The organism is Bacillus sp. RHFS10 (assembly GCF_016757475.1).
GTDB classification, from domain to species: Bacteria; Bacillota; Bacilli; order Bacillales; family Bacillaceae; genus Bacillus; species Bacillus subtilis_G.
This window is the reverse complement of the sequence record NZ_JAESPO010000003.1, coordinates 129699-156469: the sequence shown is the minus strand read 5'-3', so window position 1 is coordinate 156469 and position 26771 is coordinate 129699. Positions and strand designations below refer to the sequence as shown.

At 46.9% G+C, this 26771-nt stretch carries 20 protein-coding genes and 2 pseudogenes; 15 read left to right on the top strand and 7 right to left on the bottom strand.

Translation table 11 applies throughout. The features are described from left to right. Nucleotides 1–8: 8 nt before the first annotated feature. Together lplD and JMN17_RS13335 are read left to right on the top strand one after the other, a co-directional pair. The gene (lplD, locus tag JMN17_RS13340; protein WP_202328309.1) at nucleotides 9–1349 is read left to right on the top strand and encodes an alpha-galacturonidase LplD; all 1341 of its coding nucleotides are present in this window, start codon (nucleotides 9–11) and stop codon (nucleotides 1347–1349) included. 114 nt (nucleotides 1350–1463) lie between these two features. Then, complete coding sequence (locus JMN17_RS13335; protein ID WP_202328308.1) at nucleotides 1464–2159, top strand: DUF421 domain-containing protein; 696 nt, start codon at nucleotides 1464–1466, stop codon at nucleotides 2157–2159. Nucleotides 2160–2198: 39 nt separating this feature from the next. Here the strand turns inward: JMN17_RS13335 and hmoA are convergent, their stop codons facing one another. The 3 genes from hmoA to JMN17_RS13320 all read right to left on the bottom strand — a co-directional run bounded on the left by hmoA (nucleotide 2199) and on the right by JMN17_RS13320 (nucleotide 3564). After that, a complete protein-coding gene (gene hmoA / locus JMN17_RS13330; protein ID WP_141113415.1) occupies nucleotides 2199–2522 on the bottom strand; it encodes a heme-degrading oxygenase HmoA in 324 nt (107 codons plus the stop codon). A gap of 98 nt (nucleotides 2523–2620) precedes the next feature. After that, entirely contained in the window at nucleotides 2621–2983 is a 363-nt protein-coding gene (locus JMN17_RS13325; protein WP_087992499.1) for a VOC family protein, read from the bottom strand. A gap of 95 nt (nucleotides 2984–3078) precedes the next feature. Further along, on the bottom strand, nucleotides 3079–3564 hold the full coding sequence (locus JMN17_RS13320; RefSeq protein WP_087992500.1) for a hypothetical protein: 486 nt from the start codon (nucleotides 3562–3564) through the stop codon (nucleotides 3079–3081). A gap of 196 nt (nucleotides 3565–3760) precedes the next feature. Between JMN17_RS13320 and JMN17_RS13315 the strand changes: the two genes are divergently transcribed. From JMN17_RS13315 to JMN17_RS13305, 3 genes and pseudogenes are all read left to right on the top strand, one after another. Next, complete coding sequence (locus JMN17_RS13315; RefSeq protein ID WP_087992501.1) at nucleotides 3761–4633, top strand: STAS domain-containing protein; 873 nt, start codon at nucleotides 3761–3763, stop codon at nucleotides 4631–4633. 266 nt (nucleotides 4634–4899) lie between these two features. Then, nucleotides 4900–5544, top strand: coding sequence for a Bax inhibitor-1/YccA family protein (locus JMN17_RS13310; protein ID WP_087992502.1), 645 nt, complete (start codon nucleotides 4900–4902; stop codon nucleotides 5542–5544). After that, a pseudogene (locus JMN17_RS13305) lies at nucleotides 5544–6534 on the top strand (DMT family transporter). Before JMN17_RS13310 ends, JMN17_RS13305 begins: the two are co-directional and overlap by 1 nt. 142 nt (nucleotides 6535–6676) lie before the next feature. Here the strand turns inward: JMN17_RS13305 and JMN17_RS13300 are convergent. After that, nucleotides 6677–7747, bottom strand: a complete 1071-nt coding sequence (locus tag JMN17_RS13300) for a DUF3900 domain-containing protein (protein ID WP_087992504.1) — start codon at nucleotides 7745–7747, stop codon at nucleotides 6677–6679. Nucleotides 7748–7895: 148 nt separating this feature from the next. On the opposite strand from JMN17_RS13300, the gene cypD reads away from it, so the two are divergent. The 7 genes from cypD (at nucleotide 7896) to JMN17_RS13265 (ending at nucleotide 18463) form a co-directional block, all read left to right on the top strand. Continuing rightward, nucleotides 7896–11081, top strand: coding sequence for a bifunctional P-450/NADPH--P450 reductase (gene cypD, locus JMN17_RS13295; protein WP_202328307.1), 3186 nt, complete (start codon nucleotides 7896–7898; stop codon nucleotides 11079–11081). A gap of 411 nt (nucleotides 11082–11492) precedes the next feature. Continuing rightward, nucleotides 11493–13412: a lipoteichoic acid synthase LtaS1 gene (gene ltaS1, locus JMN17_RS13290; RefSeq protein WP_087992506.1), complete on the top strand. Its 1920-nt coding sequence runs from the start codon at nucleotides 11493–11495 to the stop codon at nucleotides 13410–13412. A gap of 234 nt (nucleotides 13413–13646) precedes the next feature. Further along, the gene (locus JMN17_RS13285) at nucleotides 13647–14411 is read left to right on the top strand and encodes a glucose-1-phosphate cytidylyltransferase (protein ID WP_087992507.1); all 765 of its coding nucleotides are present in this window, start codon (nucleotides 13647–13649) and stop codon (nucleotides 14409–14411) included. A 6-nt stretch (nucleotides 14412–14417) separates the two neighbouring features. Then, nucleotides 14418–15386, top strand: a complete 969-nt coding sequence (locus JMN17_RS13280; RefSeq protein ID WP_202328306.1) for a GDP-mannose 4,6-dehydratase — start codon at nucleotides 14418–14420, stop codon at nucleotides 15384–15386. Nucleotides 15387–15409: 23 nt separating this feature from the next. Beyond that, a complete protein-coding gene (locus tag JMN17_RS13275; protein WP_202328406.1) occupies nucleotides 15410–16321 on the top strand; it encodes a putative nucleotide-diphospho-sugar transferase in 912 nt (303 codons plus the stop codon). A gap of 28 nt (nucleotides 16322–16349) precedes the next feature. Beyond that, a complete protein-coding gene (locus JMN17_RS13270; RefSeq protein WP_087992510.1) occupies nucleotides 16350–17513 on the top strand; it encodes a glycosyltransferase family 2 protein in 1164 nt (387 codons plus the stop codon). Nucleotides 17514–17527: 14 nt separating this feature from the next. Further along, entirely contained in the window at nucleotides 17528–18463 is a 936-nt protein-coding gene (locus JMN17_RS13265; protein WP_087992511.1) for a putative nucleotide-diphospho-sugar transferase, read from the top strand. Nucleotides 18464–18542: 79 nt separating this feature from the next. On the opposite strand, the gene JMN17_RS13260 is transcribed toward JMN17_RS13265, so the two are convergent. From JMN17_RS13260 to JMN17_RS13250, 3 genes are all read right to left on the bottom strand, one after another. Further along, a complete protein-coding gene (locus tag JMN17_RS13260) occupies nucleotides 18543–19772 on the bottom strand; it encodes an MFS transporter (protein WP_087992512.1) in 1230 nt (409 codons plus the stop codon). 101 nt (nucleotides 19773–19873) lie between these two features. Next, nucleotides 19874–20590, bottom strand: a complete 717-nt coding sequence (locus tag JMN17_RS13255) for a YjjG family noncanonical pyrimidine nucleotidase (protein ID WP_202328305.1) — start codon at nucleotides 20588–20590, stop codon at nucleotides 19874–19876. Nucleotides 20591–20683: 93 nt separating this feature from the next. Then, nucleotides 20684–22069, bottom strand: a complete 1386-nt coding sequence (locus JMN17_RS13250) for an amino acid permease (RefSeq protein ID WP_087992514.1) — start codon at nucleotides 22067–22069, stop codon at nucleotides 20684–20686. A gap of 248 nt (nucleotides 22070–22317) precedes the next feature. Between JMN17_RS13250 and yfmT the strand changes: the two genes are divergently transcribed. The 3 genes and pseudogenes from yfmT (at nucleotide 22318) to JMN17_RS13235 (ending at nucleotide 26668) form a co-directional block, all read left to right on the top strand. Continuing rightward, entirely contained in the window at nucleotides 22318–23775 is a 1458-nt protein-coding gene (gene yfmT, locus JMN17_RS13245; protein ID WP_087992515.1) for a benzaldehyde dehydrogenase, read from the top strand. Between the two features lie 504 nt (nucleotides 23776–24279). Further along, nucleotides 24280–24645 (top strand): annotated as a pseudogene (locus JMN17_RS22155) (methyl-accepting chemotaxis protein); the annotation flags it as partial. A 133-nt stretch (nucleotides 24646–24778) separates the two neighbouring features. Continuing rightward, on the top strand, nucleotides 24779–26668 hold the full coding sequence (locus tag JMN17_RS13235; protein ID WP_202328304.1) for an ABC-F family ATP-binding cassette domain-containing protein: 1890 nt from the start codon (nucleotides 24779–24781) through the stop codon (nucleotides 26666–26668). Nucleotides 26669–26771: the final 103 nt, after the last annotated feature.

Below are 26771 nucleotides of genomic sequence, written 5' to 3'. Positions count from 1 at the left end.
GGAAGGGAGTGTTTCATATCAGTACGTTAGATCAGATTAAAATCGCCTATATCGGCGGGGGATCCCAAGGCTGGGCCCGAAGCTTGATGAGTGATCTGTCGATTGAAGAACGGATGTCAGGCACGGTGGCGCTTTATGACCTTGATTTTGAAGCGGCTCAGAAAAATGAAGTGATCGGCAATCACAGTGAAGACGGCAGATGGAGGTACGAAGCGGTTTCTACTTTGAAAAAGGCGTTATCGGGAGCGGATATCGTCATGATTTCCATTTTGCCGGGTTCATTGGATGATATGGAAATCGAAGTCCACTTGCCTGAGCGCTGCGGCATTTATCAGTCTGTCGGTGATACTGTCGGGCCGGGCGGGATCATCAGAGGCTTGCGGGCTGTTCCGATGTTTGCGGAAATTGCCCGGGCGATAAGAGACTACGCACCTGAATCATGGGTCATTAATTATACAAACCCGATGTCTGTCTGTACAAGAGTGCTGTATAAAGTGTTTCCCGGCATCAAAGCGATTGGCTGCTGCCACGAGGTATTCGGCACACAAAAACTGCTGGCGGAAATGGTCACGGAAAGGCTGGGAATAGAGGTGCTGCGGCGTGAAGATATCCGCGTCAACGTACTTGGCATTAATCATTTTACGTGGATGACGGAAGCCTCTTACCGCCATATGGACCTGCTGCCTATATTCCATGAATTCAGCGCGCATTATGGGGAATCAGGATATGAGCTGGGGGGGGAAAGCTGGAAAGACAGCGTCTTTTGTTCGGCACACCGTGTGGCGTTTGATTTATTTGAAACGTATGGCGCCATCCCCGCTGCGGGAGACAGGCACCTGGCGGAATTTCTTCCCGGCCCTTACCTCAAACAGCCTGAGTCATGGAAATTTCATCTCACACCTGTATCATTCAGAAAACAAGACAGAGAGGAGAAACGAAAAGAATCAGAACGATTAATCGTGCAAAAACGGGGCGCTGCCGGGAAGGCCTCGGGAGAAGAAGGGGTGAACATCATAGCGGCTCTTATCGGAGTGGGTGAACTTGTCACGAATGTAAATGCGCCGAATCAAGGCCAAGTTTCCAATCTTCCTTTACAAGCGATTGTCGAAACGAACGCCTTGATTACCCGCAACAGCGTCCAGCCGATTTTCTCTGGAGCGCTGCCGAAAGGTGTGGAAATGCTGGCGTCTAGGCACGTATCCAATCAGGAGGCAGTGGTGGAAGCCGGTTTGACAAAGAATCGCACGCTCGCTTTCCAGGCCTTTCTCAATGATCCGCTTGTCACGAGTGACCGCAGTGATGCAGAACCGCTTTTTGATGACATGCTGGCAAAGCACCAAATGATGTGAAAAACGTCAGCCGGCGAACGGGCTGATTTTTTTATCGAAATCAGCAGTTTCGGTTTAGAAAAAGTTCAGTTGTCCATAATGGTAGTAGCTCTTAAGAAGTAGGTGCTATCAACTGTGGGAGATTATGTAAATGTAGCAATTGAATTAGTTTGCGGTCTCGGCATTTTATTTGTCATTTTGAAATTCCTTGGGAAAACCCAATTCTCTCAACTCACCCCGTTTGACTTTATTTCTGCCTTAGTTTTAGGAGAACTGGTCGGAAATGCCGTCTACGATCATGAAATCAAGATAAAAGAAATTATTTTTGCTTCACTCCTATGGGGCTTTCTTATCTTTTTAATTGAATTGATTACACAAAAACTAAAAGGAACCAGAAAGTTTCTGGAAGGCGAACCGAATATTGTGATTCATAAAGGAAAAGTGAAATACAAGATGCTGAAGAAAAACAAGCTCGATATTAATCAGCTGCAAAGCCTTCTAAGGCAACAAGGGTGTTTTTCGATTCAGGAAGTGGAATATGCGATTCTGGAAACAAACGGAATGATCAGTGTACTCCCGAAAGCCGATTTCGGTAAACCGACCAGAAAAGATATGAACCTTCCGATAAATGAAGTGTCTTTGCCGATTACGTTAATTCTTGATGGGGAGATTGTGTATGATAACCTGTCAGAAGCGGGTGTGGATGAACAATGGCTGAAGCAATCGCTGCAAAAGCAAGGCGTTGAAAAGGCTGAGGACGTCCTATACGCGGAGTGGCATGCCGACCAGCAGCTATATGTCACCACATATAGAGAAGGCAGTTCGTCATGACCGTAAAAAAGAGCTTGCAGCTCATGCAAGCTCTTTTCATTATTCATGAGTCCCTTGTTTAACAGCTCTTACATGATACATGCTCACTTCAGTGCTGATCAGGTAGTCAGGCTTTGGTTTGCCCTTGTTCGCTTTATGGCCGGCGATATGCGCATCGCTTTTTTCCCATTGCTTCCAGTAATCCTCAGATTCCCAGCGAATCATGACAACAACTTCCTCATCACCGCGGCGGACGTTTTTCTCAAGCACTGTTACATCAATTATGCCTTCTTGTTTTTCAATGATTCCTTCAGCACTGAAACGTTCGATTACTTTGTCTGCATGGCCTTCTTTTACCGTCATTTTTCTCAACTGAACAAACATCTGTCTCTCTCCAATCATTCTCATATATGAATAATTGTAAATGAAATTCATTCTCAATGTCAAAGAAAGAGCACGGCGGAATAAAGCTACCGTCATCGTTATTCTTTTAATAAAAATACATTGCCGTCTTCGTCCTTAAATTGAACGAAGGTGCCCCACTCCATTTGATTGGGCTCACCAAGAAATTCTATACCGTTTGCTTTCATTTTCTCGTATGTACCAAAGATGTCTTCACATTCAAACACGATGGAAGCTTTCATTTGTTCAGAGCCTTTCATCATGGCTTTCGGGTAAATGACTAAACGAGTCTGGGCTCCTTTTGGCGCAACCTCCAGCCAGCTTACGTCAGGTCCCATCGGGTGGTCCGCCGCAATATCAAAGCCAACCTTCTCCGCCCAAAATTGCTTCGCTTTTTGCTGGTCCTCAACATATACAGCAACAGTGCCAATTTGTTTGATCATAGGGAAACCTCCAATTTGAAAGATAATGATACTATAACCTATTCCTGGCCGAAGTAACATAAAAAATCAGCCGGCAAAACCGGCTGATTTTTCGATTAATACGAGCAGCTTACAACATCTATCAAATTTGTGTCTAAGGCGAAATAAATCCAGCGCCGCCGGTAAGAATCCCAATAAAAGCCGCCGACGGATCTTCTGCCAAGGATAATCGGGTAGAACCAGAATGAGCTGCCGTTGGTTAACCAAACATAGGTAAATCGGAAGAGGCATGGCTGAATGGCAACGGGCTCAACTAAATAAGTGCCTGCTTGAGCGCTCTGCGGCTTTTTCGGTTTCGCCGGTTTTTGTGAAGGCGGGGGACCCTGCGGCGCGCCGCCGCCGATGCCAGGAACGGAGCCGCCGCCGATACCTGGCACAGCACCGCCGCCGATGCCGGGAACGGAGCCGCCGCCGATACCTGGCACAGCGCCGCCGCCAATGCCAGACCATGGATAGCCATCTGGATAACGGTAATCATATTCAAAAACAGGCCATGGTTCATAAAAATGCCCGGCAAACATATAAGGATCAGTATAATACATGTGATAACGTCCTTTCTCATTGTAAACTGTACATCTGCAGTTTATGCATGCGGACTTAGATTGGTGCATTCGCCTATGGATAAAACTGGAATGCGCTCCGGAGGCAGAATCATATCATTTTTCTCTAGTCCCATTCACAATTCCGATTTATACTTTTATAATAAAAGAGCTTCTACTATGAAAAAGGAGACAGACCGTGAATATCGATCAATTATTATATCAATATATCATAGACAACACTGCGGATATTACTGAGAAATGGTTCAGTTTACGATGTCAGCTGAAAGGTGAGCTATATTCCGCCGACAATTTAAGTGAAGAAATGAAAAAGCAGTTAACCGAGCAGCATACGTTTACCAATATCACAATCGCAAGCGCGTTTTTGGAGGATCAAACTGAGTTTCAAAAAAATCTGGCAAAATGGGCGCTAACCGTTGCGAAAAACAGGGTAGAGCAAGATGTTCAGGTGCATGAGGTCGTAGAAGCCATCTCAAACTCCAGAATCTCATTCTGGGGCGCAGTCGTTTCTTTTATAAAAGAGAATCGGGATATCGTCACAAATCAGGATGCCGACCGATGGAACCGGATTGTGAATCAGTCGTTTGATAAGCTGATTATTGAGTTTTCTGAGCAGTATCAAAAATTTATGCTGCTGAGGCTCACGTCTCAGCAGGAACTGATTTCTGAGCTGGGTTGTCCGGTGATTTCCATTGCAGATGGAATCGGGATATTGCCGCTTATCGGCTCCATTGATACAAAACGGGCACAGGTCATTTTAGAAACAGTGCCGGTCAGCTGTATCGAGAGAAAAATCACAAGCCTTGTCGTTGATCTTTCGGGTGTTCCGATTGTGGATACCATGGTGGCGCAGCAGCTGTACAACCTGTCAAAAACACTTTTCTTACTAGGCGTAAAAGCTGTATTTTCAGGGATTCGCCCGGATGTGGCCCAGACATCGATTCAATTGGGGCTTGATTTCAGTGAATACGAAACGTATGGCACGCTGAAGCAGGCATTAGAAAACATGGGCGTCCGCTGTATTGTGGAGCAATTAGAAGAAAACAAATAGGAAGTTGTTCAGGCATATGATTGTCCGCCAACGGATGATCATATGCCTTTTGGCTTTCCCAACCAACCTCAGTTTTGGCACCGTGACAGTTCTTGATTTGCCAAAAGGTATTGAATAGAAAATCATCGTTTGTCGCTGAAAAGGAAAGAAGGGAGTCTTGGCGTAAAGGCGTTTGGTTTCTTTAAATTTTCCTTAAAACACATACATATTTCATCCAATTTTTATATAATAGACCTTTAAGATCATATTTTGGGAGGATTTTTGACATGCAAGCTACGGTTCACGAGAGTAAGCAATCGATCATGCAGCGTATTTTGACAGTCTTTGTTTTCACATTATTAATCGCGACTGTCGGTCTTTTTATCGGCCAATTTGTTCCTGCCGCTTTGATGCTGCCGCTTTCTATTCTTGAAGTGGGAATGATTATTCTGGCCTTCTGGATGCGCAGAAAAAAAGCGGTTGGGTATGCGTTTGTATATACATTCGCGTTTGTTTCCGGCATCACCTTATTTCCGATCGTCAGCCACTACGCTTCCATCGCCGGCGCCTATGTCGTGCTTGAAGCCTTTGGTTCTACATTTGTCATTTTTGCTGTTCTAGGCACAATCGGCGCGAAAATGAAGAAGGATTTATCCTTCCTGTCGTCATTTCTGCTAGTTGCCGTGCTCGCACTTGTAGCGGTCGGCATTTTCAACATTTTCAGTCCGTTAAACTCAGCGGCGATGATGGCGTATTCCGTGATCGGAACCATCGTCTTTTCCCTTTACATTTTGTATGATTTGAACCAAATCAAACACCGCCATATTACGGAAGACTTAATTCCGGTTATGGCATTATCGCTGTACCTTGACTTTATCAACTTGTTCATCAACCTGCTTCGTTTCTTCGGCATTTTGAGCAGCGATGATTAATCAGAGAGCGCCTGTCATTGATTGGCGCTTTTTCCATACCTCAAAAAGGCAGGTGAAGTGATGATGAAAAAACAACTAGGCGCTTATGTCTCCTTGGCAGCAGCCATGGCAATCGTCGGCAGCTCTGTCGTCGTCGGCAAGCTGATGGTCGAGCGCATTCCGGTCTTTCTATCCTCGGGACTGCGTTTTTTGCTGGCTGCTATTGTATTGCTGACGCTGCTGTTTTGCATTGAAAAAGGGTTCCCGGCTTTGACGAAAAAAGATGTGCTTGTATTGCTGGTGCAATCATTCACAGGCGTGTTTTTGTTCAGTATTTGCCTGCTGTATGGGGTTCAATATACGACTGGAACGGAAAGCGGCATTTTGACAAGCACAACACCGATGGTAATCGGTATTTTATCCTTTTTCCTGCTGAGAGAAAAAATAGAGAAAAAGACGTTGATCGGCATTTTGCTTGCGGTTTGCGGCGTGATGGCGATTAATCTGTTTGGAACAGGGAGCCAAGACGGGACGCCGCACGCCTTATTTGGCAACATGCTGATCATTGCTGCAGTCATAGGCGAAGCGTTGTTTACATTGATGGCCAAGCTGCTGTCTCCGCATATTTCGGCATTGGCGATTTCAACCTTCGTATCGCTCTTCGGCTTCCTGTTTTTTCTCCCGTTTGCTTTGGTTGAGGCCTCTTCATTTGATTTCAGCGTTCCGTCAGTTTTGGAGTGGTCGTATGTGCTGTATTACGCGCTTTTTGTCACCGTTTTGGCGTTTTACTTATGGTATAGCGGAGTGACGAAGGTGACGGCGGGGGTATCGGGCATTTTCACATCCGTTCTTCCAGTCTCCGCTGTCATTTTGTCAGGTGTGATATTGAAGGAGCCGTTTGAGCTAGTGCATCTGATCGGCATTGTATGCGTCATCAGCGGCATATTTGTTACGGTCATAAAGAAAAAACAGCCGGATACGTATCCGGCTTCAAAAGAAAAGACGCTGTAGCCTGTCCGGTCGGACGGGTTTTTTAGTCTTTAAACACGCTCAGTTTTTCAAAAAGATCGCGGAAGAGCTGATTGGGGAGTGCTCTGCGGTGTTGAGGGAAGGATATTAAATAGGAAAAGTCCAGAGTTGAATTCTGGACTTTTTATTCTTGCTCTGTTTTATTCCGTATCCGCTCAATCACCTCATGCAGCCCCTCAGGCTTATAAAACTCCACCGGGGAACTGCCCTTCTCAAATGAAATCGTTTCGGCTTCAATCAGCGCGACATAGCGCCCGTTCACTTTTGCGAGATGAATCGACTCGCCAAAATCAGCTAGCAATCCCTTAATCTCGGTATCTCCGACTTTCATTTTCAGCTGGGCTTCCGGGGTGTGCTCGATGATTTGGGCGGAGGCTTCGATGACCTGATGGGTGTCGAGGCGCTCTTGGATTTCGCGTTTTTCGCTTGCTTCCCAAATTTCGATGTCTTGTTCAAATTGCTTCAGCTCTTCGCTGTTGTCTTCAAATGTCTCGTAGACGTGCTCCTGCACCATGTTCATGACCTGGTGTTTCATGATTTCCGGCATTGATTCGCCGTACTCGACGAATTTGAGAAAGTCCTCGAAATAGCGGGCGTGCGAGGATTGGTGGATTTTCAGCTCGCCTTCCTCGATCATTCCTTCCTCCGGCATGTACGGGTATTGGATGCTTTTCATGTTTTTTGTCGTAATCGCCATTTCGACTTTTTTAATGAGAGAAGACGCGTCTGAAATGCGGGCGACTTTCGGCTCGAAATCACATTTCATAATAAAGACAAACGACTCGTCGAAGTATTTTCTCGGAACGGCCGAAGCCACAAGGAACACGCCGCCGCGGACCGCGCTCGTGTCGAGGTACGTGCGGACGAACTGCTCGCTCAGCTCGTTAAAGTCTTCTTTTGTTTCCGCCAGGCGCGCCCGGTTGAACATGTTGTAGTTCGGGTTGGAATCAAGCTCGTGGCCGGGTTCGACGATAAAATGGCCGATTTTCGTCGGCACCTGCTCAGACTGCGGATGGCGGTCGGCTTTCCGTTTGACGATTTTTTTCAGTTCTCCGTCTAGAAAGTCCTTCAGCTCGCTTTCTTCAAATTCACCCGTATCAAGGGTTTGGAAGTGCTTGAACTGCTTGTTCGCCTGCTCATCCTTGCCTTCCACCTGTATGACATAAAAGGATAAAAATCGAATTTCAAAATCCATAAATGAACTCACCTTATTTGCGTATTGTACAGCTTCTCAAGTATAGAAAAAACAATGTTCATACGTCAATCTGAGGAACGGAATAATCATCACCATGAAAGGGAAATGTAGTCAATAGAAGGCATTTCATACGGAAAGGAATGGTTCGATGAAGGAAACAAACCCGATTCCTCAGCCGAAGACGTTTGGGCCGCTTGGCAATCTGCCTTTAATTGATAAAGACAAACCGACGATTTCGCTGATCAAACTGGCGGAAGAGCAGGGGCCAATTTTTCAAATCCATACACCTGCGGGCACGACTATTGTGGTGTCCGGCCATGAGTTGGTGAAGGAGGTTTGTGATGAAGAGCGATTTGACAAAAGCATTGAAGGCGCCTTGGAGAAGGTTCGCGCGTTTTCGGGTGACGGATTGTTTACAAGCTGGACGCATGAGCCTAACTGGAGAAAAGCGCACAACATTCTGATGCCGACGTTCAGCCAGCGGGCAATGAAGGATTATCATGAAAAAATGGTCGATATCGCTGTTCAGCTCATCCAAAAGTGGGCCAGGCTCAATCCGAATGAAGCAGTCGATGTTCCCGCTGATATGACGCGGCTGACGCTGGACACGATTGGGCTGTGCGGGTTTAACTATCGCTTTAACAGCTATTACAGAGAAACGCCCCATCCGTTTATCAACAGCATGGTGCGCGCGCTTGATGAAGCGATGCACCAGATGCAGCGGCTTGATTTTCAAGATAAGCTTATGGTGAGGACAAAGCGACAATTTCATCATGATATTCAAACGATGTTTTCGTTAGTCGACAGCATTATTGCAGAGCGCAAGGCGGATGGGGATCAGGGTGAAAAAGATTTGCTCGCCCGCATGCTGAAGGTGGAAGATCCTGAGACCGGAGAAAAGCTTGACGATGAAAATATTCGTTTTCAGATCATTACGTTTTTGATTGCCGGACATGAAACAACGAGCGGCCTGCTATCCTTTGCGATCTACTTTTTATTGAATCATCCCGACAAACTGAAAAAGGCGTATGAAGAGGTCGACCGGGTGCTGACGGATGCAGCGCCGACCTACAAACAAGTGCTTGAGCTGAAATACATCCGGATGATTTTAAATGAATCCCTGCGTTTATGGCCGACAGCCCCGGCTTTCAGCCTTTATCCAAAGGAAGACACAGTCATTGGCGGAAAGTACCCGATTACGACGAAAGACAGAATTTCTGTGCTGATTCCGCAGCTTCACCGAGATCGAGACGCTTGGGGAGAGGATGCCGAGGAATTCCGTCCAGAACGGTTCGAACAGCAGGACCAGGTGCCCCATCATGCGTACAAACCGTTCGGAAATGGACAGCGGGCCTGTATCGGTATGCAGTTTGCCCTTCATGAAGCCACACTTGTGCTGGGCATGATATTAAAATATTTCACGTTGATTGATCATGAGAATTATGAGCTTGATATCAAGCAAACCTTGACACTCAAGCCGGGCGATTTTCGTATCAGGGTTCAAACACGGAACCAGGAAGCCATTCATGCCGACGTCCCGGCAGCTGACAAGGCGGCGTCTGATGAGCAAAAAGAGAAAGCGGAAGCAAAGGGCGCATCGGTCATCGGCCTCAACAACCGGCCGCTTCTCGTTCTGTATGGCTCTGATACCGGCACCGCGGAAGGCGTCGCCCGGGAGCTTGCCGATACAGCCAGTCTTCACGGCGTAAGAACTGAAGTGGCGCCTCTGAACGACCAGATTGGAAAGCTGCCGAAAGAGGGAGCGGTAGTCATTGTGACCTCTTCCTATAACGGAAAACCGCCAAGCAATGCGGGGCAGTTCGTGCAGTGGCTTCAAGAGATCAAACCGGGTGAGCTTGAGGGCGTCCGTTACGCGGTATTTGGCTGCGGTGATCATAACTGGGCGAGCACGTATCAGGACGTGCCGAGATTCATTGATGAGCAGCTTGCGGAGAAAGGCGCGACTCGGTTTTCTGCGCGCGGAGAAGGTGATGTAAGCGGTGATTTTGAAGGGCAGCTTGACGATTGGAAAAAAAGCATGTGGGCGGACGCCATCAAAGCATTCGGACTGGAGCTTAATGAAAACGCCGATAAGGAACGAAGCACGCTGAGCCTCCAGTTTGTCAGAGAGCTTGGAGAGTCCCCGCTGACCCGATCGTACGAAGCGGTTCACGCATCTATCGCCGAAAATCGTGAACTCCAGTCCGCGGACAGCGATCGCAGCACTCGCCATATCGAAATCGCATTGCCTCCGGAGGTTGAATATCGTGAGGGGGATCATCTTGGCGTATTGCCGAGGAACAGCCAAACCAATGTCAGCCGGATTCTTCACCGCTTCGGTCTGAAGGGAACCGACCAAGTGACACTGTCGGCAAGCGGGCGCAGTGCGGGGCATTTGCCTTTAGGCCGACCTGTCAGCCTGCAAGACCTTCTTAGCTACAGCGTCGAGGTGCAGGAAGCCGCCACTAGGGCGCAAATCCGGGAGCTGGCGGCGTTTACTGTCTGTCCGCCTCATAAACGCGAATTGGAAGAACTGGCGGCAGAGGGTGTCTACCAGGAACACATATTGAAAAAACGGATTTCCATGCTAGACCTGCTTGAACAATATGAAGCGTGCGACATGCCGTTTGAACGATTTTTAGAGCTTTTACGGCCATTAAAACCAAGATATTACTCGATTTCCAGCTCGCCAAGGGTGAATCCGGAGCAAGCATCCATTACAGTCGGTGTTGTGCGCGGTCCTGCATGGAGCGGTCTTGTCGAGTACAGGGGCGTGGCTTCAAATGACTTAGCTGAGCGCCATACGGGTGATGATGTCGTGATGTTTATCCGCACACCGGAATCCCGGTTTCAGCTTCCGGAAGACCCGGAAACCCCGATCATTATGGTCGGTCCGGGCACAGGGGTAGCGCCATTCCGCGGCTTTCTCCAAGCGCGCGCAGCTTTAAAGCGAGAGGGAAAAACGCTCGGCGAAGCTCATCTCTATTTCGGATGCAGGAACGATCGTGATTTTATTTACCGGGATGAGCTTGAGCAGTTTGAAAAAGACGGAATCGCCACTGTCCACACAGCTTTTTCCAGAAAAGAAGGCATGCCGAAAACGTATGTTCAGCATCTCATGGCTGATCATGCAGAAACATTAATTTCAATTCTTGATCGCGGAGGCAGGCTCTACGTATGCGGCGACGGCAGCAAAATGGCCCCGGATGTGGAGGCCGCACTGCAAAAAGCGTATCAGGCTGTTCATGGCACCGGCGAACAAGAATCGCAAAACTGGCTGAAACATCTGCAGGATACGGGCGCGTATGCTAAAGATGTCTGGTCAGGGATATAGATCATGGAGACTGGAGACATCCAGTCTTTTTTTGTCCTTGCAAAAAAATTGTGATCGCGCATACAATCACCACAGCCCGTCTGAATGGCGATTTTTCGTTTTTGCTAGTTTATGTTATTCTTATAGTCGGTATCTATTTTTTAAAAAAAGGCACACATGAAAAAAGAAGTCTTTTTTATTTCCGAGAAAAAATGTGAAACGAAACGAAGGCTTCGTGCGTCCAATGGTTGGTCTGAAATAGGTGCAATAAAAATGGTATGGTGCAAAACATAAATATTCCGGGCTTACCGCGGTGTATTTATTTGTTGTGTGATGCCTTGATTTTGTTTGGAAAGAAGGAATTGGAAGACAGGATAAAGAGCAGGTAAATATGAATAAAGACTTAAAGTGTTTAAGAAAGTAGAGGTTGCTATGAAGAAACTTTTCTCTTACAAACTTAGCTTTTTTGTGCTGGCTGTTATACTGTTTTGGGCAAAAACGTATTTATCCTACAAGGCAGAGTTTAACCTAGGGGTAAAAGGCACAACCCAGGAGATCCTCCTGGTATTTAACCCGTTCTCAAGCGCTGTCTTCTTTTTAGGACTGGCTTTGCTTGCGAAAGGGCGCAAATCAGCGATTATCATGCTGATAATCGATTTTGTGATGACATTTGTGTTATACGCGAATATTTTATTCTATCGTTTCTTTGACGATTTCTTGACGTTCCCGAACATTAAACAGTCCGGCAACGTCGGAAACATGGGAGACGGGATTTTCAGCATCATGGCCGCTCATGATATTTTCTATTTCTTAGATATTATGATTTTGATTGCGGTATTGATCTGGAGACCTGAATTAAAAGAATACAAAATGAAAAAACGCTTTGCGTCTTTGGTGATCCTTTCCGGGGTCGCACTGTTTTTCATCAACCTGCACTATGCGGAAAAAGACCGACCGCAGCTGCTGACAAGAACGTTTGACCGCAATTATATCGTGAAATATTTAGGTCTTTACAATTACACCATTTATGACGGTGTGCAGACGGCTCAAACGGAATCACAAAGAGCCTACGCCAGCAGCGATGATTTAACAAGTGTCGAGAATTACACGACGTCTCATTATGCGAAACCGAATGCCGAGTACTTCGGTTCTGCCAAAGGCAAAAACATCATTAAGATTCACCTGGAAAGCTTCCAGACATTCCTGATTGATTATAAGCTGAACGGTGAAGAGGTGACGCCTTTCTTAAATAAACTCGCACACGGCGCAGAAGATATGATGTATTTTGATAACTTTTTCCATCAAACCGGCCAGGGAAAAACATCCGATGCCGAGCTGACAATGGACAACTCCATCTTCGGCCTTCCTGAAGGCTCCGCGTTTGTGACGAAGGGCGAAAACACATACCAGTCGCTTCCGGCGATTTTAGACCAGAAGGAAGGCTACACAAGCGCTGTTATGCATGGTGACTACAAATCATTCTGGAACCGTGACCAGGTTTATAAACATATTGGGTATGACGAGTTCTTCGACGCAAGCAGTTATGACATGTCTGAAGAAAACCTCGTGAATATGGGACTCAAGGATAAGCCGTTCTTTACAGAATCGATTCCAAAACTTGAATCTCTTAAACAGCCGTTTTACGCGCATTTGATTACGTTGACACACCATTATCCGTTTAACCTGGATGAAAAAGATGCGACCATTAAGAAAGCGACAACGGGTGATAAAACAGTTGATAATTACTTCCAGACAGCCCGTTACCTTGACGAGTCGCTTGAGCAATTCTTCAAGGAACTGAAGGAAGCCGGCCTTTATGATAATTCAGTCATTATGCTTTACGGTGACCACAACGGTATTTCTGAAAACCATAACCGCGCAATGAAAGAGATTCTCGGAAAAGAAATTACAGATTACCAAAACGCGCAGAACCAGCGCGTGCCTCTGATGATCCGCGTGCCTGGCAAAAAAGGCGGAGTGAACCATACGTATGGCGGCGAAATTGACGTTATGCCGACACTTCTGCACTTGCAAGGTATTGATTCGCAGAAATATATCAACTTCGGCACTGATTTATTGTCTAAAGACCACGATGATACAGTGGCGTTCAGAAACGGCGACTTCGTGACGCCGAAGTACACATCAGTCGACAATATCATTTACGATACGAAGACAGGTGAAAAACTGGAAGCGAATGAAGAAACGAAGAATCTGAAAACAAGAGTGAGCCAGCAGCTGAGTCTCTCAGACAGTGTCCTGTACAAAGACTTGCTGAGATTCCACAAACTGAGTGATTTCAAAGCCGTTGATCCGTCTGACTATCATTACGGCAAGGAAAAAGAAATCAAATAAGACGAGAAAGAGCCTTGAGCGGGCACATTGCCTTCGCTCAAGGCTCTTTTTTTGGTTACATAACCAACTTGAAAAAATAGATTCCATTTGGTCACCAAGGCCGGCTTTCTCTCATATCATTACAGTAGAATTTGAAACCGGTATTGAAGTGGACAAATTATCGGGGAAACGCCTTGGTAGATTGTAAAGATTACCAGGTTTCGAACTCAATATTCATAGAGATGAGGGGTAGAGATGAAAGCGGTCATTCTCTGCGGCGGAAAAGGAACGAGAATGAGTGAAGTCACGAACGACATTCCTAAACCGCTCGCCATGATAGGCGGCAAACCGATTCTATGGCATATTATGAAAATCTATCAGTACTACGGAGTAAACGAGTTTATTCTGCTTTTGGGCTATAAAGGAGAAAAAATCAAAGAATACTTTCTCGATTATGAATGGAAGCACAACAGCCTGACTCTCGACAGCTCTACGGGAGAGGTGCAGATGCTGGGGCAACCTGAAACGTGGAAAATGACGTTTTTGGAGACAGGGGAAGACACGCTGACAGCCGGAAGAATTTTGCAGGCAAAAGACTATATCGGCGATGAAACGTTTCTGCTCACCTATGGGGACGGGCTGGCCAATATCAATCTTTTCCATCTCATCAGCTATCATCAGGCAAAAGGTGCTGCCGCGACTGTCACCGGTATTGACAAAGTCTCGCAGTTCGGCACCTTGACGGTTGAAGACGGCATGGCGAAAACATTTTCTGAGAAAACATCGAGTGACGGAATCATCAATGGCGGATTCTTTGTTCTCAGTCCCAAGGTTTTCGAATATTTGCCGAAGGACGGGAACATGATGTTCGAAGATGAACCGCTGAAGAACCTTGCCAAAGACGGAGAACTTGCCGTGTACCGCCATTACGGATTTTGGACGGCCATCGATACGTATAAAAATCTCTTAGAAGTCAACAAAATGTGGGATCAAGGACAACAAGTATGGAAGGTATGGTGAACTGATTTGAGTTTCTGGAAAAATAAAAACGTATTTGTCACGGGGTGTACAGGTCTTTTAGGAAGCTATTTGGTGAAAGAACTGATCGAACAGGGCGCCAACGTGACGGGGCTTGTCAGAGATCATGTGCCGGAATCCAATCTTTATCAGGGAGAACATATCAAGAAAATGAACATCGTGCGGGGCTCTCTTGAAGACTTGCCTGTGATTGAACGCACGCTTGGCGAGTATGAAATTGACACAGTCTTTCACCTCGCCGCACAAGCGATTGTCGGCGTGGCAAACCGCAACCCGATTTCCACCTTTGAAGCGAATATCCTCGGTACGTGGAATGTTCTTGAAGCCTGCCGGAAGCACCCATTAATCAAGAGGGTCATTGTCGCTTCAAGTGATAAAGCTTACGGCGACCAAGAGAACCTTCCGTACGATGAAAATATGCCGCTGCAAGGCAAACATCCGTACGACGTCTCGAAAAGCTGCGCAGATCTGATCAGCCACACGTATTATCACACATACGGGGTTCCGGTCTGCATCACGCGCTGCGGAAACCTGTACGGCGGCGGGGATTTGAACTTCAACCGCATCATTCCGCAAACGATTCAGCTTGTGCTGAACGGGGAAGCGCCGGAAATCCGCAGCGATGGCACGTTTGTCCGCGACTACTTTTATATCGAAGATGCCGTTCAGGCTTATTTGCTTCTGGCAGAAAAAATGGAAGAAAACAATCTTGCCGGAGAGGCCTTTAACTTCAGCAATGAGATTCAGCTGACCGTACTTGAACTGGTTGAAAAAATATTGAAGAAAATGGGCAGCAGCCTGAAGCCAAAGGTGCTGAATCAGGGAAGCAATGAAATCAAACATCAATATTTATCCGCGGAAAAAGCGAGAAAGCTGCTGCATTGGACACCGGTCTACACCATTGATGAGGGACTTGAAAAAACGATTGAGTGGTATACGGAATTCTTCAAAAAGTAATATGAAACGAGGTGAACATGACTGTGACCAGCGCATATTGCACCGTTTTATCAAAAGGGAGATTATATCAGGCAGTCGCCTTATTTAAGTCGTTGGAGCAAGTTGATCCAAACAGCCCTATATTTACATTATGCATGGATGAAGATACGCACCGTGTCTTACAGAAACTGAAGATGAAGCAGCTGAACCTTGTGCCGGTGTCCGCGCTCGAAAATGAACGGCTTCTGAAGCTCAAGGAAACAAGAGATCAAAGCGAGTACTGCTGGACGATGAAGCCGATCTTCCTGCAAGCTGTGCTGAACAGCAACCCCGAGCTGGAGCGTGTGACGTATATTGACGGGGATCTCTTTTTCTATGCCGATCCATCGCCGATTTTTGAAAACCAGCCGGACTGCTCGGTGCTGCTTTCACGGGGTGATATCGTCATCCCTTCCTTCGAAAAAGAGCAGATTGTCATGCTGCAGCGCCTTTTAGGCAGATATAACTCCGGCTTTATCAGCTTCAAGCGTGATGATGACGGCACGGACTGCTTGGAATGGTGGAAGGAACGCTGTCTTGAGGAGTGTAAAAATGCCCCGGGTGAAGGGAAATTCGGTGATCAAGGCTATTTGGATTATATGTCTGGGCTGTTTTCGAACGTATGTGACATCACGACACCCGGTGTCAACGTCGGCCACTGGAACTACGGGCAGCATACGTTTTCCTGGGAGGATGGAAGGATCGTGCTGGAGGATGGCAGCCCGCTGATTTTTTACCATTTCAGCGGATACCGAATCGTCAGCATCAATGAAATCAAACAGATTCATGAAACAACCCGCACAGACCTGCCGTTTGTGCATGAGCTGTATCAAGAAACACTGCCGCATATCATTCAGCACATCAACACGTTAGACCCTGAATTTGACGGTTTTGCTTCAAAAGATGATAACAAATAAATGATTAAATACAGGAAGTGAAAATGAAGTGAAAGCAAGCGTTATTATTCCTGCATATAATTCAAAGGAGCGTCTCTATAACAGCCTTCTGTCATTAAACCAGCAGGAGTGCGATGAAGAATTTGAAGTCATTGTAGCAGACAATGGCTCTGAGGATGGGACGCTCCCAATGCTTGAGACATTTCAAGCAGATTTTCCGCTGATCTTTACACGGATTAAAGAAAACAGGGGCATTGCGTATGGACGAAATCAAGCGCTTCGCAACGCCAGAGGAGATATCCTGATTTTTCATGACAGCGATATGCTTGCGGCAAAGGACCTTGTGGCAAAGCATATTAAAGCCCATGAGAACGAAGAGAATCTTGTGGTGTGCGGTTTGTTTTGGAAACGGATCTACAGTTTTTATTATGAACGCTTTGAAGATGAACATAAGGAACAGCTCGCAAAGCTCGTAGACGAAATGCCGAAGAAAGACAAACAAAAGCTGCTGAAGGAAGAGGACATCAAAAACGGAAGCTTTCTGGACAAAAGCTTCGACCTTGATACCGACTTTATTGACGTGCTCAAGCGGATTTTAGATGAGTACGGCGATGACCTGAAAGGCTACCATATGCCATGGCGCTTTTTTATCACGAATAATTCCTCTGTCAAACGCAAGCATGTGACTGACCTCGGTTTATTTGATGAAGGCATTGTGCGGTACGGATTTGAGGATTATGACCTCGGAATCAGGCTTCATCAGGCCGGGCTGACGTTCAGGCTGCATCGCGATATTGTCAGTGTTCATCAAGAGCACCCGAGCAATTGTAAGTCGGTAGACGATATTCGGGCAAATATTGCCTACATGTGCGATAAATACAACAACATCCGCTCCTTAGACGTTCATCTCGCTTTTAACGGGCCGTTCCCGCCTGACATGACGAACGGCATCATGGCTGATATTCAAAAGCTTTTGGAAGCTCGCAAATACGACATGCTGCTGAATCTGTTTCTTGAGCTGCTTCATGTTGTCAAAGAACGCAACATTGACCCGGATTGGCAAAAGAAAGCCCCTAGGGTGACGGCGAAAAACTTTGATTTACAAACTGTCCGTAAGCTTCTGCCAAAAGCGAAGAAAAAGCTTGGCGTAAATGATTTCGCCAACGCGCTGTATGCGCTTGTCAACGATTTGCTGCACGTGGATCTTAGATAATTGGATGTGGTATGGTGAGTACATTTCATTTTTCAACAATAGTGTCAAGGACGCATATCTTTAAGCTCATGCCGATGATTCATTCGCTCCATGAGCATTGCGATGATTTTCATTTGTATGTGCTGTGTGTCGATCAAAAAGCGTATGAGTTGCTTCAGCACGTGCCATGGGAGCATGTGACCTTTGTGCAGCTGCATGAAATGGAAGACCCGGAGCTGCTGAAAGCGAAAAGCAATCGAACGTTTCATGAATATTGCTGGACATTAAAACCCGCTTTTTTGTTCCATGTTATGAGCAAATGGAATGATGCGGAATACTTTGCCCATATGGATACCGATCTGTTTTTCTTTTCTGATCCAGCATGTATTTTTGCCGAAAACCCAGCGGCTTCTCTATATTTGACTGATCACCGGAACTCGCCGCGGTTCCTGTCCTACTATGAACGGACCGGCCGCTTTAACACAGGCTTTGTCGGTGCCGCGAATACGAAAGAAGCATATGAAGCGGTGTGGCAGTGGAGACAGGACTGCATTGCATTTTGTACAGTAGAAATGAATACGGAACGAAAGACATACGGTGACCAAAGGTATGTGGAGAAGTGGCCGTCGCAGTATAAGGATGTGCATATTGTCAAATCAATCGGGGCCAATACAGCGCTTTGGAATATCGAAAACTATAAGGTCGGGCAAAAGGACGGCCGCGTGTATGTCGATGAAACGCCGCTGGTGTTCTATCATTTCTCCGGGTTCACATTGGTGACGGAAAAAGAGTTTAATCTTTGCTGGTATTATCAGATTGAAGACGAAGCGGCAATTGAAATGATTTATATGCCGTATGTGTTAAACCTGAAAAGATGGATTGACGAAATACAGGCGGCGTTCCCGGACTTTGCGGACGGTTTTATTCCAAAGCACGCGGTGCCGGATACTCATTTTGTACAGCTCGATTAAAAAATCCCTGCCGCATGGCAGGGGTTTTTCAGCGTGTCGACAAACCCTCGCATTCGTTGTCAGTCCTGCGCGTTGGTGCTCACTTATGCCATTCTCTCAGCTTCTGATCGCTCGGCAATAGGAAGGCTAGGATGCCGAGCACAGGGAGAAAGGCGGTGGCAATCATCGTCGGGGTCAGTCCCGCGGCGTCAATCAGAGCGCCCAACGCTACAGCGCCAATCGCGCCCATCCCGAAGGCGAGCCCGACAGTCAAACCGGACATTGTACCGATTTTTCCGGGAACAAGCTCCTGTGCGTAGACAACCGTTACTGAAAAGCTCGACATCAGCACTAAGCCGATTAATGCGAGCACGCCATAGGCGAGCACAGGTCCTGCAAATGGAAGAAAAATCGCCAGCGGCGCCGAGCACAGCAGCGAACAGAGGATCACGAAGCGTTTTCCGAAACAATCTGCGAGCGGGCCGCCGACAAACGTGCCGACAGCGCCGAACAGCAAAAAGACAAAAATATAACTCTGCGCCTGCTGGATGCTTACGTGATATGTATCGATCGCGTAAAACGTGTAAAAGTTGCCGATCGCACTCATATACCAAGAACGCGCAAAAATTAAAAATATAATCATGATAAGAGCAGAAATAACAGACTTGGTAATGGCCGTGTTTTCAGCCGTTTTCTTTTGTTTGCCGGACTTCTGGGTAAGGCTTCCGAGACGTGCGGCGTACCATTTCGCAATATAAAGCAGAAACATAACAGCAAGCGCGGCGACAAGCGTGAACCAAACGGCGCCGAATTGCCCGAGCGGCACAAGGATCAGCGCGGTGATGAGAGGCGCCATCGCCTGGCCTGAGTTTCCGCCCACCTGATAGATCGACTGGGCGAGCCCGCGTTTTGTGCCGGCGGCCATGTATGCCACACGGGAGCCTTCCGGATGGAAAATGGCCGAACCTAATCCGATGAAAAACACACAGCATAAGATCGTTATGAATGAGGGGGCAAATGCAAGGCCAAAAATGCCGAGCATGCTGGCGGTCAGGCCGATTGGCAGCGCGTAAGGCAGCGGCCGTTTATCGGTATACCAGCCGACGACAGGCTGCATCACAGATGACACCATGTTTAATGTGAAAGCGATGATGCCGAGCTGTGTAAACGTCAGGCTCATGGAGCGTTCCAAAATAGGAAACATGGCCGGAATCACGGCTTGCAGCGAATCGTTGAGCATATGGCAGATTCCAATGATCACCAAAATCGGATACACCGTGGTGCCTGGTTTTTGAACGGTTTTTTCTTTTAACGGGGCGGCGATAGCCAATTGAGTCTCCTCCTTACATATATAACCAAAGCATACCACCATATTATTCATAAGGTGAAGAATTTATCAAGAGGTAAAAAGACTCTCCAAAAAGAAAAACATCAGCCTAATGAGCAGCTGACGTTATTTTTGATATTCAAAATGTGATACAGCTCTTCAAGCTTACGAATCTCATAAGTTGGCACTGTTTCTGACTTATTCGGCTTCATGTCAGGGTTAATCCAGCAAGTATCAAGCCCGGCGAGCTGTCCGCCTTTGATATCGGCAGTCAGCGAATCACCGATAATTAATGCGTGCTCTGCTGAAAATGAGGGAATCCGTTCAAACACGTAATCGAAATATTCCTTCATTGGCTTTTGGTAGCTGGTGTCTTCAGATACGAAAATATCTTTAAAAAACGGAAATAATCCTGAATCACGGAGACGCTTGTACTGCGTCTTAGACACGCCGTTTGTCACGATATACAAATCAAACTGATACTGCAGGTTTGAGATGAGATCAAAGGCGCCGTCAACAAGCTGATGCCCTTCTTCAAGAAAGCTACGGTATTTTTGCTCAAGCAAGGCGCCGTCCGCCTCATAACTGTATTCCTTGAACAAAGCGGCAAAACGGGTGTTCACGACTTCATCCCGTGTCATTTTTCCTTCTTCAAAGGCACTCCAGAGACCTTGATTGATTGTTTTATACTGCATCTTCATTTCATCTGTTAAAGGAATGTTCTGATCTTCAAACAGCAAACGCAGCGCTAATGCTTCTGCCGCTCTAAAATCAAGGATGGTATCATCTACATCAAATAATAAAGTGCGGAATTGTTTCATCGGTTTGTCTCCCTTTCTGCATATGTCCTTCAAAGTATAGCACATAAAAAAAGGAAAAAGCCGGCTGGTGAGGCACAGCCGGCTGAAAAGAGATTATTTGTTTAATAAACTATGTTTCCTCGAATACAGGAAGTAAACCAGCGTTCCAACTGCGATCCAGATGGCAAATGAAAGCCATGTGACGCCGGGAAGGCTGTACATGAACCATAGGCAGATGCCAGCGCTGATAATTGGCACAACCGGAACGAACGGCACTCTGAAGGACGCTTTAATTTCCGGATGTTTTTTTCTTAATACGATAACAGCGATGGAAATGACCGTAAACGCGGCCAGCGTTCCCATGTTCACCAGATGAGCCAGCGTTCCGAGGTTGATAAAGCCGGCGATTCCCGCCGCAACGATACCTGTCAGCCATGTGTTGCGGAACGGGGTTTTAAACGACGGATGAACCTTTGCGAACAATCCAGGCAGAAGGCCGTCTCTGCTCATGGCAAATGTCAAGCGGACCTGAGCGTACAGCAAAGCGAGCATAACCGTCGTAATCCCGATAATGGCACCGACAGAAATAATTCCTGCAACAGCATCTTGGCCGACGAATTTAAGCGCAAAGGACACCGGATCTCCGACATCCAATTTGGTATAAGGCATCATGCCTGTCAGCACAAGCGATACCGTGATGTATAGAACCGTACAGACGGCAAGAGCTGAAATAATGCCGACGGGCATGTTTTTTTGCGGGTTTTTCACTTCCTCTGAAGCGTTAGAAACCGCGTCAAATCCGAGATACGCGAAGAATACAGTTGCCGCGCTGACAATGACGCCTTTCATCCCGAACGGCATAAAAGGAGACCAGTTATCCGGTTTGACATAACCGATGCCGACAATAATGAACAATAAAATGATCCCGATTTTCATCAGCACGATGACGTTGTTAAACCGTGTGCTTTCTTTGACGCCCCGGCTGACAATCGCAGTGATGATGAGAATGATCACTGCGGCCGGAAGATTAAACACGGCGCCCGGCGTGCTCCCCGGCGCCCCTGCCAATGCGGCCGGAATATGAAGGTTGAAGCCGGCAAGCAGTGATTGAAAGTATGAAGACCAGCCGGTGGCAACAGCCGACAGCGCAATGACATATTCAAGCATGAGATCCCATCCGATCAAAAAGGCAAGCAGCTCTCCGAGTGTCACGTAGGAGTATGAGTACACGCTTCCCGAAATCGGAATCGAAGACGAAAATTCAGCATAGCAGAAGGCAGCGAGCGCGCAGGCGAGCCCCGCTAAAATAAACGATATGATGAGGGCGGGACCTGCGCCGGTCGCGGCCACTGTTCCTGTAATGACAAAAATCCCTGTACCGATGACACAACCGATACCGAGCAAGGTTAAATCAAATGCGCTTAACGTACGAGCAAGGCTTTTTGACTTGCTCTGCGCACTCAATGTTTCGAGCGTTTTTTTTCTAAATAATGAACTCATCAATAGTTCCTCCTGGAAAATTCAAAATATTCTAATCATTATAGCCAATTCTTGTTGTATTATATTGTCGAAATTTGGCGCAGTCAATAAAATGTTTTTCTACTTTAAATGATAGAAGCGAAAAAGCGTTGGTGTATCACAGGATAGTAATTTTTACTAATTAGATATTCAATTTTATGCAGGCTGAACCGATAGAAACAATAGATTCGCCCATATTTTGACTTGCGGTTAAAAAGGAGATGCTGACCATGTTTCAATATGAAGAGTTGAATAAACAGTTTATCGGCGGGAAATGGCAGGAAGGCAGCAGCCCAAATGTATTGGAAAACAAAAATCCTTATACTCAAAAAACATTCACAGCCTTCAAAAAAGCGACTGCTGACGATGTAGATGAAGCGTATCGGGCAGCGGCGCTGGCGAAGAAAAAATGGGATGCGGTGAATCCATTCGAGAAAAGAACCATTTTAGAAAAAGCCGTCACATATATTGAAGAGAACGAAGAAGCCATCATTTATTTAATTATGGAAGAGCTTGGAGGAACAAGGCTTAAAGCGGCCTTTGAAATCGGGCTTGTCAAAAACATCATGAAAGAAGCGGCAACGTTCCCTGTCCGTATGGAAGGGAAAATTCTTCCGTCAACAATAGACGGCAAGGAAAATAGATTATATCGCGTGCCGGCAGGTGTTGTCGGCGTTATCAGTCCATTTAACTTCCCATTCTTTTTGTCTATGAAATCAGTGGCGCCCGCACTCGGAGCCGGCAATGGCGTCGTGTTAAAGCCGCATGAGGAAACTCCGATTTGTGGCGGTACACTGATTGCAAAAATCTTTGAGAACGCGGGAATTCCAGAGGGGCTGCTGAATGTCGTTGTCACCGACATTGCAGAAATCGGAGACAGCTTTGTCGAACACCCCGTGCCGCGTATCATCTCATTTACAGGTTCTACGAAAGTCGGCAGCTACATCGGCCAGCTTGCGATGAAGCATTTTAAAAAGCCGCTTCTTGAACTCGGCGGCAACAGCGCTTTCATCGTGCTTGAGGATGCTGATATTGAATATGCGGTCAATGCGGCGGTGTTCAGCCGATTTACACACCAAGGACAGATTTGCATGTCAGCCAACCGGGTGCTTGTTCATTCTTCTATTTATGACAAGTTCCTAGAGCTGTATCAGGAAAAAGTGGAATCGCTGAAAGTCGGCGATCCGATGGACCCTGACACGATTATCGGACCATTAATCAACAGCAGACAGACGGACGGGCTAATGAAATCTGTGGAGCAAGCGATTGAAGAAGGCGCTGTTCCAGTGAAGCTTGGCGGATTTAACGGGACGATCGTGGAGCCGACGATCTTAAAAGACGTGAAACCGTTCATGAGCATCGCCAAGGAAGAGCTGTTCGGACCTGTCGTCTCCTTTATGAAGTTTGCTTCAGAAGATGAAGCGGTGGATATCGCAAACGAAACCCCGTTTGGCTTGAGCGGTGCTGTACATACATCAAATCTTGAGCGCGGCGTGGCTTTTGCGAAGCGAGTTGAAACAGGCATGATTCATGTCAATGACACGACCATCAATGATGAACCGAATGTGGCCTTCGGCGGTGAAAAGCAATCCGGTCTCGGCCGTTTGAACGGAGAATGGAGCCTTGAAGAATTTACGACACTGAAATGGATCTCGGTCCAGCACGAAAAACGCAGCTTCCCTTATTAAGAAAAGGAGTGAATGGAATTGAGCATAACGGAAAAAGAAACCGCAGACCTTCTGGACGCGTTTGTCAAAGTAGCCCCATATTTAAACAGCCTGATACAGGACGATATCACTATCGGCATTTACGATACGGAAAAACTGCTCGTAAATATACCGGCCAAAACCTTTTCTCTAAACGTAAAAGCCGGTGATCCGCTGCAGGAAGGGGATATTATCACAGACGCCATCCGCAGCAATCAGAAGAAGACGAGCATGGTTCCGAAAGAATTGTTCGGATTTCCATTGATCGCACGCGCCATCCCGCTCCACGACGAAAATGGAAGAGTGATTGGGGGCGTCGGCCTCGGAACGAGCCTCGAGGAGTCGTCTAAGCTGCATGATGTGGCGGAAAGCTTATCAGCCATTGTTGAACAAACAGCCGCAGCGATTTCCGATATTTCTGATTCAATCAACGGATTTTCATCTCAAATGACGGGGATTTCCTCCCAGGCGAAAAAGGTCAGCGAAAGCGCGGGTGAAATCGCCGATATTTCAGTAACCGTGAAAGGCATCTCTGACCAAAGCAATCTGCTTGGCTTAAACGCTGCGATCGAAGCGGCGAGAGCGGGCGAGTACGGAAAAGGCTTCTCTGTCGTCGCAGATGAAATCAGAAAGCTTGCAACGCATTCGAAAGAAAATGTCGGCCAGATTGACCAGATCACGAAAAAAATCCACAGCCTGCTGAAAGGGCTGGAGGAATCCATTGAGTCGATTAATCAGCATACAGATGGACAAGCCGCTGCCGTTGAACAAATTTCCGCCACGATGCAGGAGATTTCAGGAAGCGCGCAGCATCTCGCAAAAATGGCAGAAAATGCGCTTGAGGAAGAATAAGAGACCGGGGACAAACGTCCCCGGTCTTTTTCTATCCTGCATTTCCATGAAATTTGTCTGACGTTTTACTAGTTTTATTCCAGCGGCTGATTTAAAATGTACACATGAACTTACGTGAGGATTGATAGGAATCATGAGTATATTAAAAGCGGAAAATCTGTATAAAACATACGGAGATAAAACATTATTTGACCGTATCTCCTTTCATATTGAAGAGAATGAGAGAATCGGATTGATCGGACCGAACGGAACAGGAAAATCAACGCTGCTGAAAGTGATCGCCGGCTTGGAATCTATCGAAGAGGGAGACATCACGAAATCCGGCAGCGTGCACGTCGAATTTCTTCATCAAGATCCGGAGCTGCCTGCGGGACAAACTGTGCTGGAGCATATCTATTCCGGTGAATCGGCTGTGATGAAAACCTTGCGTGAATATGAAAAAGCGCTGTATGAACTGGGCGAAGATCCGGAAAATGAACAGCGCCAGAAGCACCTGCTGGCGGCGCAGGCAAAAATGGACGCGAACAACGCGTGGGATGCGAACACCCTGGCGAAAACCGTATTGTCTAAGCTGGGCGTCAACGACGTAACAAAGCCGGTCAACGAGCTTTCAGGCGGTCAGAAAAAACGGGTGGCCATTGCCAAAAACTTAATTCAGCCCGCTGATCTGCTCATTTTAGACGAGCCGACGAACCATTTGGATAACGAAACAATTGAGTGGCTTGAAGGATATTTAAGTCAATATCCCGGCTCTGTCATGCTGGTGACGCACGACAGGTATTTCTTAAATCGTGTCACGAACCGCATTTATGAGCTCGAACGAGGCAGCCTCTACACGTACAAAGGCAACTATGAAGTGTTTTTAGAAAAACGCGCGGAACGGGAAGCGCAGGCTGAGCAAAAGGAAACGAAGCGCCAAAACCTGCTGCGCCGCGAACTGGCTTGGCTGAGACGGGGAGCGAAAGCCCGTTCCACAAAACAAAAGGCAAGAATTGACCGAGTGGAGGCGCTTAAGGAGCAGAAAGGCACTCAGTCATCGGGCTCACTCGACTTTGCGATTGGCTCCCATCGTCTTGGCAAACAGGTCATTGAAGCGGAGAACGTGATGATCGCTTATGACGGCCGCAAGCTTGTCGATCGCTTTCATGAACTGGTCATACCGGGTGAACGGATTGGGATTATCGGGCCGAACGGCATCGGAAAAACAACGCTGTTAAACACCCTTGCCGGCCGGCATACTCCTGACAGCGGCCATATTACGATCGGACAGACGGTCAGAATCGGCTACTATACGCAGGATCATAGTGAAATGAAAGGCGAGATAAAGGTCATTGAATATATAAAAGCAACGGCGGAAGTCGTCAAAACAGCGGAAGGTGATATCATTACAGCTGAACAAATGCTCGAGCGTTTCCTCTTTCCGCGTTCGATGCAGCAGACGTATATCCGCAAGCTGTCCGGCGGAGAAAAACGCCGTTTATACTTGCTTCAGGTTCTCATGCAGGAGCCGAATGTCCTGTTTCTCGATGAGCCGACGAACGATTTGGATACTGAAACATTAAGCGTTCTGGAGGATTATATTGACCAGTTCCCCGGTGTCGTCATCACTGTATCCCATGATCGCTACTTCCTTGACCGTGTCGTCGATCGTTTGATTGTGTTTGAAGGAAATGGCGTCATTTCCCGCTTCCAAGGCTCCTACAGCGATTATATGGAGGAGTCAAAAACGAAAAAAACAGCTGAAAAACCGGCTGCTGAAGCAAAACCTGCTGAAGCCGAGCCGAAGAAAAAACGAAAAAAGCTTTCTTACAAAGATCAGCTTGAATGGGATGGCATCGAAGATAAAATTGCCCAGCTAGAAGAAAAGCATGAGCAGCTCGAAGCTGACATCGCCGCAGCAGGCAGCGATTTTGGAAAAATCCAAGAGCTGATGGCCGAGCAGGCAAAAACAGCGGAAGAGCTTGAGGCTGCCATGGACCGGTGGACAGAATTGTCCCTCATGATAGAAGAGCTGGAAAGCTGAAAAAAGTGCGGCCCGCAGGTGCCGCGCTTTTTTCACATAATGTACAAAAACGAACCGGCCAGCTTATGATAGGATGGAATTGTGTGTCAGCGGCACACGGAAA

Bases quoted from the DNA above. Each gene is read 5' to 3' on its own strand.
- hmoA (WP_141113415.1), bottom strand. From the start codon at position 2,522: ATGTTTGTTCAGTTGAGAAAAATGACGGTAAAAGAAGGCCATGCAGAC.
- JMN17_RS13325 (WP_087992499.1), bottom strand. From the start codon at position 2,983: ATGATCAAACAAATTGGCACTGTTGCTGTATATGTTGAGGACCAGCAA.
- JMN17_RS13320 (WP_087992500.1), bottom strand. From the start codon at position 3,564: ATGTATTATACTGATCCTTATATGTTTGCCGGGCATTTTTATGAACCA.
- JMN17_RS13310 (WP_087992502.1), top strand. From the start codon at position 4,900: ATGCAAGCTACGGTTCACGAGAGTAAGCAATCGATCATGCAGCGTATT.
- JMN17_RS13300 (WP_087992504.1), bottom strand. From the start codon at position 7,747: ATGGATTTTGAAATTCGATTTTTATCCTTTTATGTCATACAGGTGGAA.
- cypD (WP_202328307.1), top strand. From the start codon at position 7,896: ATGAAGGAAACAAACCCGATTCCTCAGCCGAAGACGTTTGGGCCGCTT.
- ltaS1 (WP_087992506.1), top strand. From the start codon at position 11,493: ATGAAGAAACTTTTCTCTTACAAACTTAGCTTTTTTGTGCTGGCTGTT.
- JMN17_RS13285 (WP_087992507.1), top strand. From the start codon at position 13,647: ATGAAAGCGGTCATTCTCTGCGGCGGAAAAGGAACGAGAATGAGTGAA.
- JMN17_RS13255 (WP_202328305.1), bottom strand. From the start codon at position 20,590: ATGAAACAATTCCGCACTTTATTATTTGATGTAGATGATACCATCCTT.
- JMN17_RS13250 (WP_087992514.1), bottom strand. From the start codon at position 22,069: ATGAGTTCATTATTTAGAAAAAAAACGCTCGAAACATTGAGTGCGCAG.
- yfmT (WP_087992515.1), top strand. From the start codon at position 22,318: ATGTTTCAATATGAAGAGTTGAATAAACAGTTTATCGGCGGGAAATGG.
- JMN17_RS13235 (WP_202328304.1), top strand. From the start codon at position 24,779: ATGAGTATATTAAAAGCGGAAAATCTGTATAAAACATACGGAGATAAA.